13 protein-coding genes are annotated in these 12,774 nt (G+C 64.1%); 11 read left to right on the top strand and 2 right to left on the bottom strand.

Annotation, left to right across the window (positions count from 1 at the left end):
- Nucleotides 1-16: 16 nt before the first annotated feature.
- From pobA to HNO52_RS18770, 5 genes are all read left to right on the top strand, one after another.
- Nucleotides 17-1,201, top strand: coding sequence for a 4-hydroxybenzoate 3-monooxygenase (gene pobA, locus HNO52_RS18790; RefSeq protein ID WP_197566699.1), 1,185 nt, complete (start codon nt 17-19; stop codon nt 1,199-1,201).
- Between the two features lie 199 nt (nt 1,202-1,400).
- Entirely contained in the window at nt 1,401-2,387 is a 987-nt protein-coding gene (locus HNO52_RS18785; protein ID WP_197566698.1) for a Bug family tripartite tricarboxylate transporter substrate binding protein, read from the top strand.
- 76 nt (nt 2,388-2,463) lie between these two features.
- Nucleotides 2,464-3,000, top strand: a complete 537-nt coding sequence (locus HNO52_RS18780; RefSeq protein ID WP_232090391.1) for a tripartite tricarboxylate transporter TctB family protein — start codon at nt 2,464-2,466, stop codon at nt 2,998-3,000.
- A 3-nt stretch (nt 3,001-3,003) separates the two neighbouring features.
- Nucleotides 3,004-4,509 carry a tripartite tricarboxylate transporter permease gene (locus HNO52_RS18775; RefSeq protein WP_197566697.1) on the top strand — a complete coding sequence of 502 codons (1,506 nt, stop codon included), beginning with the start codon at nt 3,004-3,006 and terminating at the stop codon, nt 4,507-4,509.
- A gap of 57 nt (nt 4,510-4,566) precedes the next feature.
- Nucleotides 4,567-5,790 (top strand): CaiB/BaiF CoA transferase family protein, encoded by a 1,224-nt coding sequence (locus HNO52_RS18770; RefSeq protein WP_197566696.1) that lies wholly within the window; start codon nt 4,567-4,569, stop codon nt 5,788-5,790.
- A gap of 7 nt (nt 5,791-5,797) precedes the next feature.
- On the opposite strand, the gene HNO52_RS18765 is transcribed toward HNO52_RS18770, so the two are convergent.
- Entirely contained in the window at nt 5,798-6,511 is a 714-nt protein-coding gene (locus HNO52_RS18765) for an SDR family NAD(P)-dependent oxidoreductase (RefSeq protein ID WP_197566695.1), read from the bottom strand.
- Nucleotides 6,512-6,701: 190 nt separating this feature from the next.
- Between HNO52_RS18765 and HNO52_RS18760 the strand changes: the two genes are divergently transcribed.
- Together HNO52_RS18760 and HNO52_RS18755 are read left to right on the top strand one after the other, a co-directional pair.
- Nucleotides 6,702-7,106: a GFA family protein gene (locus HNO52_RS18760; protein WP_197566694.1), complete on the top strand. Its 405-nt coding sequence runs from the start codon at nt 6,702-6,704 to the stop codon at nt 7,104-7,106.
- A 90-nt stretch (nt 7,107-7,196) separates the two neighbouring features.
- Nucleotides 7,197-7,805: a class I SAM-dependent methyltransferase gene (locus HNO52_RS18755; protein ID WP_232090390.1), complete on the top strand. Its 609-nt coding sequence runs from the start codon at nt 7,197-7,199 to the stop codon at nt 7,803-7,805.
- Nucleotides 7,806-7,817: 12 nt separating this feature from the next.
- Here HNO52_RS18755 and HNO52_RS18750 read toward each other — a convergent pair whose 3' ends face one another.
- Complete coding sequence (locus HNO52_RS18750; RefSeq protein ID WP_197566693.1) at nt 7,818-8,720, bottom strand: LysR family transcriptional regulator; 903 nt, start codon at nt 8,718-8,720, stop codon at nt 7,818-7,820.
- A 102-nt stretch (nt 8,721-8,822) separates the two neighbouring features.
- Between HNO52_RS18750 and HNO52_RS18745 the strand changes: the two genes are divergently transcribed.
- From HNO52_RS18745 to HNO52_RS18730, 4 genes are all read left to right on the top strand, one after another.
- Entirely contained in the window at nt 8,823-9,941 is a 1,119-nt protein-coding gene (locus HNO52_RS18745; RefSeq protein WP_197566692.1) for a muconate cycloisomerase family protein, read from the top strand.
- A gap of 15 nt (nt 9,942-9,956) precedes the next feature.
- A complete protein-coding gene (gene catC, locus HNO52_RS18740; RefSeq protein WP_159554963.1) occupies nt 9,957-10,247 on the top strand; it encodes a muconolactone Delta-isomerase in 291 nt (96 codons plus the stop codon).
- A gap of 55 nt (nt 10,248-10,302) precedes the next feature.
- The gene (catA, locus tag HNO52_RS18735; protein WP_197566691.1) at nt 10,303-11,271 is read left to right on the top strand and encodes a catechol 1,2-dioxygenase; all 969 of its coding nucleotides are present in this window, start codon (nt 10,303-10,305) and stop codon (nt 11,269-11,271) included.
- Between the two features lie 113 nt (nt 11,272-11,384).
- Nucleotides 11,385-12,767 carry a Rieske 2Fe-2S domain-containing protein gene (locus tag HNO52_RS18730; protein ID WP_197566690.1) on the top strand — a complete coding sequence of 461 codons (1,383 nt, stop codon included), beginning with the start codon at nt 11,385-11,387 and terminating at the stop codon, nt 12,765-12,767.
- The last annotated feature ends 7 nt before the right edge of the window (nt 12,768-12,774 follow it).

Raw genomic sequence — 12,774 nt, 5'->3', positions numbered from 1 at the left:
AACGAGGCATTTTTTCATGAAGACCCAGGTAGCCATCATCGGTGCCGGCCCCTCCGGGCTGCTGCTCGGCCAACTGCTGAGCCGCCAAGGCATCGACAACGTCATTCTCGAACGCAAGAGCGGCGAGTACGTGCTCAGCCGCATTCGGGCCGGCGTGCTGGAACAGGGTATGGTCGACCTGCTGCGCGAGGCCGGGGTCGACCGTCGCATGGATGAGGAGGGTGAGATCCATGACGGCGTCGAGCTGGCCTTCGACAACCGCCGGGTGCGGGTCGAACTGGCCGGGCTGACCGGCGGCAAGACCGTGATGGTATACGGCCAGACCGAGGTGACCCGCGACCTGATGGAAGCACGCGAGGAGAGCGGCGGCACGACCTTCTACGAGGCCGACAACGTCCAGCCCCACGATCTCGAGTCCGACAGCCCCTATATCACCTTCGACAAGGACGGCGAAACGCTGCGCCTCGATTGCGACTTCGTGGCGGGCTGCGATGGCTTCCACGGTGTCTCGCGCCGGTCGATCCCGGCGGACCGCATCAAGGAATTCGAGAAGGTCTACCCGTTCGGCTGGCTGGGCGTGCTTTCTGACACCCCACCGGTCGCCGACGAGCTGATCTACGCTCGCCACGAGCGCGGCTTCGCCCTGTGCAGCATGCGCTCACCGACACGCAGCCGCTATTACGTGCAGGTGCCGCTCGACGAGAAGGTCGAGGAGTGGTCCGACGAGCGCTTCTGGGAGGAGCTCAAACGGCGGATTCCCGACGACGTGGCCGCCAAGCTGGTTACCGGCCCCTCGATCGAGAAGAGCATCGCCCCGCTGCGCAGCTTCGTGGTCGAACCCATGCAGTACGGCAAGTTGTTCCTGGTGGGTGACGCCGCGCACATCGTGCCGCCCACCGGGGCCAAAGGACTCAATCTCGCCGCCAGCGACGTCAACACACTCTACCGTCTGATGGTCAAGGTCTACCACGAAGGCCGCACCGACCTGATTCCCAACTACTCGCAGACCTGCCTCAAACGCATCTGGAAGGCCGAGCGCTTCTCCTGGTGGATGACCTCGCTGCTGCACAAGTTTTCCGACGAGGAGGATTTCGAGACCCGCATGCAGCAGGCCGAACTCGACTATTTGACCTCGTCGGAAGCGGGCCTGAAGACCATCGCCGAGAACTACGTCGGCCTGCCCTACGAGTCGCTGGAGTAAGGACACCCTCCCGTGTTTCTTCCTTGACCCGGACCCAAGCGATTGGCCCGGGTTTTTTCATGGGAGCGAAGACGCCCAGGATAGACTAAGGTCGGGTTTGGAGCCGCGCCGTAACGCAGTAACCTCGATCAAATCACGAATAGATGTACGCTAAGCGAACAAAATCTGGGCAAGATAAACCAAGATAAAAGGTGACGTGATGACGAGTTTACTCAGGAAGGCATGCCTGGCCGCATGCAGCGGTGGTCTGGCTATCGCGATGTCCGTTTCGACGGCCCATGCTAACGAGTGGCCGACCGACGATGTACGACTTGTCGTCCCCTATGCCCCGGGTGGCACCACCGACGTGCTGTCGCGTCGCGTTGCCGATCTGCTTCAGGAGGAACTGGACGCCAACGTGGTGGTCGAGAATCGCCCCGGCGCGGGCTCCACCGTGGCCACCGGTCGCCTGGCACGCGGCGGACGTGACGCCGACCACACCATCCTGATGGCATCGCCAGGTCACACCATCGGCGCGGCGATCTATCCCGATCTGGCTTACGACCCGGTCGAGGATTTCGTCTTCCTTCAGAACCTGATCGACATCCCCAACGTTATGGTGGTGCCGGCCGACAGCCCCTATGACAGCGTCGAGGAGTTCGTCGAAGCGGCGCGCGAGCAGGACATGACCTTTAGCCATAGTGGGGTGGGCAGCTCCATCCATATGTCGGGCGAGCTGTTCAAGACGCTGACCGAGACCAATCTGACGGCCGTTCCGTTTGCCGGTAGCGGCGCGGCTCTGCCGGCACTGCTGGGCGGAGACGTCGATGTCTCCTTCGAGAACATGCCGACCGTGCTCTCGCACATCGAATCCGGCGATCTCAAGGCCCTGGCGGTGACCTCCGCCGAGCGCTCCGAGCACCTGCCGGACGTGCCGACCCTGACCGAGATCGGTGAATACAACCTCGACCAGTTCGTGACCACCGCCTGGTTCGGCCTGATTGCCCATGAGTCCTTCCCCCAGGAAGCCCAGGACGCCATGCGCGAAGCGCTCGATGCCGTGATGCAGCGCGAGGAGTTCGTGAACTTTGCGAATCAGCTGGGCGCCGAGCCGGGCCAAGTGGCCGGCGAAGAGTACAAGCAGTTCATTGCGCAAGAAGTCGAGCGCTGGCAGGGTGTTGCCGAACAGGCCGGCATCAGCCAGTAAGCGAGTGAGCCGACCACAGCAATGCTGAGGCGAGGGCATCGCCCTCGCCTCGCTCGTGTGTCCGTGGAGGGATGTCATGTCGACCTCGTTTCCCAAGCCTGTCAGGGCGCTCCGCGACCCCGGAGATGTTCTTGCAGGGTGTATGCTGCTGGCTGCCTCCATCGTACTGCTGTTCTACCTGATTCCGAACTTTATCGCCGAGCCGCCCATCCTGCAGAACCCGATGATGTCACCACGCTGGCTGCCGCGCATCGTAGGCTGGCTGATGCTCGGGTTCTCCTGCCTCCTGATCGTACAGGGGCTGCTGGTCGACAATACCAACAAGGAAGACGGCCGGCGCATCGAAAGGGGCCCTCGGCTGCGCTTCGCCATGATGGTGGTAGCCCTGGTCGTCTATGTAGGCCTGGTTCGAGGCGCTGGGTGCTGTGATCAGCGGCATTCTGTCTACCCTGATTCTGTTTGCCGCACATCCGGTCAGGACCTGGTGGGTCTATGGCCTGGCGTTCGTATTTCCCGCCGCTGTCACCTTCCTGTTCGTGAAGATCATGAACGTACCGCTGCCGCTGATGCCATTCTGATGACAGGCGCTCGCTCTCACCCCCGTCTTCGGTGACTTATGGATATGTTGTCGGAAGTTCTCGAGCTCTTCCTCAGCCTGGACAACTTCCTGGCCATTGCGCTGGGCGTTGTCATCGGTGTGGTGGTGGGCTCCATTCCCGGCCTGACCGCTACCATGGCGGTGGCCCTGGCGCTGCCGTTCACCTTTTCCATGCAGCCGGTGGCAGCCATTTTGCTGCTGGTGGGTATCTACAAGGGCGGCATGTACGGCGGTTCGATCACCGCCATCCTGATCCGCACGCCGGGTTCGCCGGCTTCCGCCTGTACGCTGCTTGACGGATACCCCATGGCCCAGCAGGGCCATGCCAAGAAGGCGCTCAAGACGGCACTCTACTCCTCGGTGATCGCCGATTTCATCTCCAATATTGCGCTGATTTTCTTTGCCGCCTACCTGGCCAAGATCGCGCTGAACTTCGGTGCCCCCGAGTTCTTCTGGCTGATCTGCTTCTCGCTGACCATCATCATCTCGCTGGCCAGCGGTTCGATGATCAAGGGGCTGCTCGCCGCGCTGATGGGCATCCTGCTTTCGCTGGTGGGGCTGGACGAAGTCTTCGGCTCCCAGCGGCTGACCTTTGGCAACTACAATCTGATGGACTCGATCTCGTTCATCCCGTTGCTGATCGGGCTATTCGCCATTCCCGAGATCATCGAGTTCTATCGCAAGAAGGCGCTGCCGCACATCAAGGCAAAGGCCAACGGTGCGGGCCTCTCGCTGGCCGAGCTGAAGCGTTGCCTGAAGAGTATCATCCGCGGCAGCCTGATCGGCGTGATCATCGGCGCCATTCCCGGAACCGGGGCCACGGCTGCGGCCTTCATTTCCTACAGCGACGCCCGTCGCCGCTCGCCCAATCGCGACAACTTCGGCAAAGGCGAGGTGGAAGGCGTGGCCGCGGCCGAGGCGGGCAACAACGGCGTGGCCGGGGCAACCCTGATTCCGCTGCTGTCACTGGGCATTCCGGGGGACGTGATTACCGCCATCATTCTCGGCGCTTTCATGGTGCATGGCCTGACGCCGGGTCCGCTGCTGTTCCAGGAGAACCTGCCGCTGATCTACGCCCTGTTCATTGGCATCATGTTCAGTTCGCTGGTGCTGCTGGTGGTGGGCAACGGCGCGATCAGGTACTTCTCGCTGATTGCGGACATTCCCAAGGAAATCCTCTTTCCCATCGTGTTGATGTTTTGCGTCTACGGTGCCTATGCCGTGAACAACGACACCTTTGACGTGTGGCTGATGCTGGGTTTCGGCGTGCTGGGCTACATCTTCAATCGCGCTGCGATTCCGGCTGCCCCCTTCCTGATCGGCTTCATCCTCGGGCCGATGTTCGAGGACAACCTGCGTCGCTCGCTGTTGATCGGCCACAACGATCTCTCGATCTTCGTGCGCGGCCCGATCACCTGGGTTTTCATCGCTCTGACGCTGGGCTCGATCCTGCTGGCGCTCTACCGTTACATCACCTCGCGTCGGCAGCCATCAACCAGCGACACGACGCGGCAGACGCCGTGAGCACCACGCACGGGTGGAACCCATAAGAGTGGAACCATAGTGTGAGGAGACGACGACATGGCGGGACCGCTGACGGGCCTGCGCGTACTCGACCTGAGCCGTGTGATGGCCGGCCCCTGGTGCACCCAGATACTGGCCGACATGGGCGCGGAAGTGATCAAGGTCGAACGGCCGCTGAGCGGCGACGATACGCGCCACTGGGGGCCGCCCTGGCTTAAGGATCGCGACGATAACGAGACCCGCGAGTCGGCCTACTATCTCTCGGCCAATCGCGGCAAGCACTCGGTGACCGTGGATATTGGCAAACCCGAGGGTCAGGCGTTGATCCGCGCACTGGCCGCCGAGAGCGACATCCTGGTGGAGAACTTCAAGAGTGGCGGCCTGGCTCGTAAGGGGCTCGACTACAGCACACTGGAAGCCATCAACCCAGGGCTGATCTACTGTTCCATCACCGGTTTCGGCCAGACCGGGCCGATGGCTGCCATGGCCGGCTACGATTACCTGATCCAGGCTCAGGGTGGCCTGATGAGCATCACCGGTGCGGCCGACGGCGAGCCGGGTGCCGGTCCGCAACGGGTCGGCATGGCGGTGGCGGACCTGACTACCGGCATGAATGCCGCCATCGCCATCCTCGGTGCGCTCCATCATCGCCACCTGACCGGCGAAGGGCAGTATATCGACATGGCGCTGCTCGACGTGCAGGTGAGCTGGCTTGCCAACCAGGCGCAGAACTACTTCTGCAGCGACACGCCGCCCACCCGTACCGGCGAGTACCACCCCAACCTGGTGCCCTATCAGCCGTTTCCCACCGCCGACGGCGAGAAGGTGATCATCGCCATCGGCAACGACGGCCAGTTTCAGCGTTTCTGCCGGGCGGTGGGGCGGCCCGAGCTGGCCGAGGATCCGCGCTTTGCCACCAATCCGGGGCGGGTCCAACATCGCCTGGAACTGGTGGCACTGATGGTCGAGATCACTCGCATGCGCACCAGTACCGAGTGGATAGCGCTGCTGAGCGAGATTGCGGTGCCATGCGGGCCGATCCAGAACATCGCTCAGGTCTTCGAAGACCCCCAGGTAAAGGCACGGGAGATGAAGATCGAACTCGAGACCCAGCGTGGGCCGATTCCCGGCGTGGCCAACCCGATCAAGTACTCGCGCACCCGGATCGAGTATCGCAAGGCGCCGCCGACACTGGGTGAGGACACCGAGGCCGTGCTGGCGCGGCTGCTGGGTAAGGCGACGGAAGAGATAGAAGAGCTGCGCCAGCGGGGCGTGATCTAGCGCAACGTCAGCCGACGCTGACACCGCCGCAGACGAACAGCGTCTGGCCGGTGACAAAGCCGCTGCGCGCGTCGCAGAAGAAGCTCACCGCTTGGGCCACATCCTCGGGCTGGCCCATGCGCTGCACCGGGATGTTGTCGATAATGCGCCGCGCACGCTCGGAGTCCGGCGGGTTGTTTTCCCAGAAGGCGGTGGTGGCGATTGGGCCGGGAGCGACGCAGTTGACCGTGATGCCGTCACCGGCCAGTTCAAGCGCCCAGGTGCGAGCCATGGACTGTAGTGCGCCCTTGGTCGCGCTGTAGAGGGTGCGCGCCTCCTTGCCAAGTACCACACGGCTGGCGTTGAACACGATACGGCCGTGGCGGTGCTGACGCATGCTTGGCAGCAGCGCCTGGGTGCAGACCAGCGCCGAGCGCACGTTGAGATGCATCAGACGGTCGAAATCTTCCACTCGCGTCTCGTCGAGCAGTGCGGGCGCAACGATCCCCACGTTGTTGACCAGGCACTCCACGGCATGGATTCCCGTAATCTCGGCGAGCACCGCTCGGGTAGCCTCCACCTCGGCGAGGTCGACCTGACGGGCGTCGGCCCTGAGCGACTTAGCCTCGGGTTCGACGATGTCCAGCACGATGGTACGGTAGCCATCCTGTTGCAGGCGCAGGGCGATGGCCTGTCCGATGTTGCGGGCGCCGCCGGTGACGATTGCGCAGGGTTGGGTCATGCTCGGGCTCCGTTCCGCTAGCGGGGCTAGCAGTGTAAGTGCGTGGTGCGTACGCTAGTTCGCTATGGTTTCGCTCCGGCAGAGGCGTCGCAACCCGACCTTGGTCTGGGCCGGGCCGTAGTTTTCATGGGAGAGTTGTAAAGGCAACGCCTGTAGACATGGGCTAATCCAGAAATGTTGAGGTAGGGGCATGATCAGGAACGTCGGCGATACCGAGATACGGCTGAAGCACAAGGCGACCTGCCACTGCGGCGCTGTCGAGCTCGAGTTGACGCTACCCAACGGGATCGAGGACCCGCGACGCTGCGACTGCTCCCTCTGCCGACGAAAAGGTGCCATCGTTGCCTCGGTGAGTCTCGATGGTCTGCGCGTCGTCAAGGGCGAAGATGTCTTGAGGCTCTACCAGTTCAAGACCATGACAGCGAAACACTATTTCTGCGCGAACTGCGGGATCTATACGCACCATCAGCGGCGTTCCGATCCCAATGAATATGGCTATAACGTCGGCTGCCTGGAGGACGTCAATCCTTTCGAGCTGGGTCAGGTGCCGGTGTCGGACGGTATCAACCATCCCTCGGACCGCAAGGGAGGATGACAAGCGCGTCTCTCTCGCTGCGCTCCGGCTGTCGAGTTCATGCCTAACGTTCATTTACAATGAGAACGGCGTGCGGAAGCTCACGGAGCCATGATGCGAAGTTTTCTATACGACGCCCTGATCCTGCGGCTCACCGCCCGCTGGTATGCCGAGGTGTTGGAACGCCTGCCCGAGGATGCAGTAATGCTCGATGTGGGCATCGGCACCGCCGGTGCGCTGCTGGCCAACGCCGAGCGGGTGCTTCAAAAGCGCCTGCGGGTGACAGGCATCGATATCGACGGCGACTATGTCGAGCGCGCCCGGCGCAGGCTGCGCGATTCATCATTGGCCGAGCGTGCCGAGGTGCGTCTCGAGTCCGTCTACGATCACCGCGGCGGGCCCTATGACGCCGTCTACTTCTCCGCCAGTTTCATGCTGCTGCCTGAACCCGAACGGGCGCTGCGCCACTGCCGTGCGTTGCTCAAGCCGGATGGGCGAATGTATTTCACCCAGACCATCCAGCAGCGGCCCTCACGCTTCATGGAGCGTCTCAAGCCCGTGCTGAAGCGGTTCACCAGCATCGATTTCGGCCAGGTGACCTACGCGGAGGCCTTCAAGGCGCAGCTCGACGCCGCCGATCTGGCGCTGGAGGAATTCACGCTGCTGTCACAGCACGGCGGCCGGGCGTCGTGCCTGGCCGTCGCCGCGCCTCGCGACTGACCCTTTCGCTTCCTAGGGATAGCGCCCGCTGCGGCGGTTTTCGACCAGCACTTCGAGAATGGCGTTGGCCTCCTGCATGGTCGGCGAGGGGGCCTCGCCCTTGCGTCGGCTGCAGATCACCGGCGAAGTCAGTCCCGCATCCGCCAGGTAGACATAGACGATGCCGTCGCGACGGACACGCTTGACCTGCTCCGGTACCAACGTGATACCAATCTCCGAGGCGACCAGCGCTAGCGCCGTCTGCAGCTCGTTGGCCTCCAGCGCCACGGTTACCTTGAGGCCGCGACGGCGAAACAGCCCTAGTGTGATGTCCGCCAGGCTGGGCCTCGGCTGGGCGGGGAACAGCACCAACGGATACTCGGCGAGCTGGGCCAGGGTCGGCGTGGTCTCGGCCAGAGGGTGTCCCTCGGGCAGTGCGGCCATCAGCGGCTCGTCGAACAGGTTCTCCTGCTCCACGTCGGGGTCGTCGATGCGCATGCGGCCGAAGCCCATGTCGATGCGCCCGCTCTTGAGCGCCTTCACCTGCTGCACCGTGGTCAGCTCGGCCAGCACCAGCTCGACGTTATCCTTTTGTCGTAATTCCCGCACCAGCAGCGGCAACTGCCCGTAGAACACCGAGGGAACGAAGCCGATGCCGAACATGACGCGCTTGCTGCGGGCCAGGCGTTGGGTCGCGGCGACGGTAGTGTCGAGCTTCTCCATTATCTGCAGGGTATGCTCATGGAAGAACTGTCCTGCCGGTGTCAGGCGCAGCCCGCGCGCACTTCTCTCGAACAGCTCAGCGCCAATTTCATCCTCCAATTGCTTGATCTGCCTTGATAAAGGAGGCTGCGCCATATGTAACTTGGCCGCTGCCCGAGTCAGGTTGAGCTCCTCCGCCACGGCGCAGAAGTAGCGTAGATGTCGCAGCTCCATGATACCTCCAGGGTATGGCTTCGGACCTAAACGATATTGGTTCGGCCGGATAGAGGCAATCAAACTGCCACAGTATCGAAACACCGAACCGCCGGAGCGCGCATGTCATCCGTAATCGAGTCCATCGAAACGCTGCTGGTCGACCTGCCGACCATCCGCCCCCACAAGCTCTCCATGACCACCATGGCTTGCCAGACGCTGGTCATCGTGCGTCTGCGAGACTCAGACGGCATCGAGGGGCTGGGCGAAGGCACCACCATCGGCGGGCTCGCCTACGGCCCCGAGAGCCCCGAGAGTATCAAGCGCAACATCGATACCTACCTGGCGCCGCTGCTGATCGGCCAGCCGGCGGGCGCCGTTGCGGCGCTGCGTGCACGGCTCGACCGCCATGCCCGCGGCAACGCCATCGCCAAGTCGGCGCTGGAAACCGCGCTGTTCGACGCCCAGGGCAAGCGCCTGGGCTTGCCCGTGGCCGAACTGCTCGGCGGTGTGCGTCACGACCATCTACCGGTGCTGTGGACACTGGCCAGCGGCGACACCGGACGCGACATCGACGAAGCCTTCCAGCGCCTGGAACAGCGCCGCCACTGCGACTTCAAGCTCAAGATCGGCGCCAACAGCGTGGACGAGGACGTGCGTCACGTCGCTGCGATCAAGGAAGCACTGGGCGAGCGCGCCAGCGTGCGTGTCGACGTCAACCAAGCCTGGGACGAGAGCACCGCCGTGCGCGGTATCGCTGCGCTGCAGGCCGCCGGCATCGAGCTGATCGAACAGCCGATTCCCGCTCGCGAACATGCTGGCATGGTGCGCCTGGCCAACCGCTTCGAGGTGCCGATGCTGGCCGACGAGGCGGTGGCCGACGCCCGCGACGGCTTTGCCCTGGCGGCGGCCGGCTTCAGCGGCGCCTACGCGCTGAAGATCGCCAAGGCCGGCGGCCCGCGCGGCGCCCTGGCGCTGGCCGAGGTGGCCCGGGCGGCCGGTATCGGTCTCTACGGCGGCACCCTGCTGGAGGGCACCATCGGCACTGCTGCCTCGCTGCACGCCTGGGCGACGCTGCCCGAGCTGGCCTGGGGCAGCGAGATGTTCGGTCCGCTGCTGCTCAAGGACGACATCGTTGCCGAGCCGCTCGCCTATGGCGAGTTCGGCGTCGCGTTACCCAAAGGGCAGGGGTTGGGCATCGCCCTGGATGAAGACAAGTTGGCGCATTACACGCGCAAGTAACCGGAGGATGCACCCATGCTGTTTCAGGTGGAAATGACCGTCAAGCTGCCGCCGTCGATGCCGGCCGAGGAGGCCGCCGCGATCAAGGCGCGTGAGAAGGAGTACGCCCAGGAGCTGCAGCGCCAGGGCAAGTGGCGCCATCTGTGGCGTGTCGCCGGCAGCTACGCCAACGTCAGCATCTTCGACGTGCGCGACAACGCTGAGTTGCAGGAGCTCGTCGCGGGCCTGCCACTCTTCCCGTGGATGGAGATCGGCGTCAAGCCGCTGTGCCGCCATCCCTCATCGATTCGCGACGACGACAGCTGATCCCGGCGATTCACGCCAGCCCCATGGGGCAGCCAACGACAACGAGGACAGACCCATGACCGTGAAGATCTTCGATACCCCCGACGTGCAGAACTTCCTGAAAGCCGTGGCCGGCTTCGATGAGCAGGGCGGCAGCCACCGCGCCAAGCAGATCCTGCATCGCCTGCTGTCCGACGTGTATCGCCTGATGGATGACTTCGATGTCAGCCCCGAGGAGTTCTGGTCCGCCGTCAGCCTGCTCAACGAGCTGGGCAAGGAGAGCCAGTTCGGCCTGCTGGCCCCGGGGCTCGGCTTCGATCACTACCTCGACAAGCGCATGGACGCCGCCGACGAGCAGGCAGGCCTGTCCGGCGGCACGCCGCGCACCATCGAAGGCCCGCTCTACGTCGCCGGCGCGCCGGTGGCCGAGGGCGAGACGCGCATGGACGACGGCAGCGATACGGGCGCCGAGGTCATGTGGCTGACCGGTCAGGTGCGCGACACCCAGGGCAAGCCGATCCCCGGCGCCCAGGTGGAGATCTGGCATGCCGACTCCAAAGGCAACTACTCTTTCTTCGACCCCTCGCAGTCGGACTACAACCTGCGCCGCACCATCCTCGCCGACGCTGAGGGGCATTACCGCGCGCGTAGCATCATTCCCTCCGGCTACGGCGTGCCGGCCGGCAGCCCCACCGACCAGGTGCTCAAGCTGCTCGGTCGCCACGGCCAGCGCCCCGCGCACATCCACTTCTTCGTCTCGGCGCCGGGCCATCGTCACCTGACGACCCAGATCAATCTGGCCGGCGATGAGTACACCTACGACGACTTCGCCTTCGCCACCCGCGAGGAGCTGGTGGTCGAGGCCACCCGCATCGAGGACGCAGGCGAGGCCGCCAAGCGTGGGCTCGAGGCCCCCTTCACCGAGGTGGTGTTCGACGTCGAGCTGGCCTCGACCGCCGACCCCGAGCTGCAGAGCCGCCACAAGCGGCCTCGGGCTCTCGAGGACGAGACGGCGCCGGCCAAGCGCGAACCCGCCGAGGCCTGATCGCCCGCCGCTTTTTCGCAAGACATCTGACGAAACGAAGCGCTCCCCCGCCGGCTCCGGCCGGCGGGTAGGGGAGCCTCACGACCTGACAAGAGCCACGAGGAGTTGGAGCAATGACCGCACAGCTTGATCGTCTCGAGAAGCGCGTTCGCGGAGCCGTCGTCGACGACCCCGAGAACGGCATCTTCCGCTGCCACCGCAGCATGTTCACCGACCCGGCCTTCTTCGACTTGGAGATGAAGCACGTCTTCGAGGGCAACTGGCTGTTCCTGGCCCACGAGAGCCAGGTTGCCGAGCCGGGCGACTACATGACCGTCACCATGGGCCGCCAGCCGGTGATCATCACCCGCGACAAGCAGGGCGAGCTGCACGCGCTGATCAACGCCTGCGCCCACCGCGGCGCCACCCTGTGCCGCAAGAAGCGCGGCAACAAGGGCACCTTCACCTGCCCGTTCCACGGTTGGTCGTTCAAGAACGACGGCAAGCTGCTCAAGGCCAAGAACGAGAAGGGCGGGGCCTACCCCGAAGGCTTCAAGCAGGAGGGCTCCCACGACCTCAAGCGCGTAGCACGCTTCGAGAACTACCGTGGCTTCCTGTTCGGCAGCCTTAGCGCCGACGTCGCCCCGCTCACCGAGTATCTCGGCGAGACCACCAAGATCATCGACAACATCGTCGATCAGGCGCCGGAGGGCATCGAGATCCTGCGCGGAACCTCCTCCTACACCTTCAACGGCAACTGGAAGCTGGGCGCCGAGAATGGTGCCGACGGCTACCACGTCAGCACCGTGCACTGGAACTACGCCTCGACCATGGAGCGGCGCAACTACGACGCCGGCGGCACCAAGGCGGTGGACGCCAACGGCTGGTCGAAGAGCATGGGCGGCTTCTACTCCTATGAGAACGGCCACATGATGCTGTGGACCCGCCTGCTCAACCCCGAGGTGCGCCCGGTCTACTCCCAGCGCGAGCGCATCGAGCAGGAGCTCGGCGAGGCGCGGGCCGACTCCATCGTCAACCAGACGCGCAATCTCTGCCTCTACCCCAACGTCTATCTGATGGACCAGTTCTCCACCCAGATCCGCGTGATCCGGCCCATCGCCGTGGACAAGAGCGAGGTCACCATCTACTGCTTCGCGCCCAAGGGCGAGTCCGCCGAGAACCGTGCCCTGCGCATCCGCCAGTACGAGGATTTCTTCAACGTCAGCGGTATGGGCACGCCTGACGACCTGGAGGAGTTCCGTGCCTGCCAGAACGGCTATGCCGGCCTCGACGCCGAGTGGAACGACCTCTCCCGCGGGGCCAAGCAGTGGATCGAGGGGGCTGACGACAACGCCCGCGCAATCGACATGAAGCCGCTGCTGAGTGGCGCCTCGCCCGAGGACGAGGGCCTCTACGTGATGCACCACAAGCACTGGGTCGAGGAGATGCTGCGCGCCATCGACAAGGAGCGCAGCCAGTTCATCGCCACCACGCCCGTAGAAACGAGCGCATCCTGAGGAGGTC

It is taken from the genome of Halomonas sp. MCCC 1A13316 (assembly GCF_014931605.1).
Lineage (GTDB): Bacteria > Pseudomonadota > Gammaproteobacteria > Pseudomonadales > Halomonadaceae > Halomonas.
This window is presented reverse-complemented; position numbering and strand designations above follow the sequence as displayed.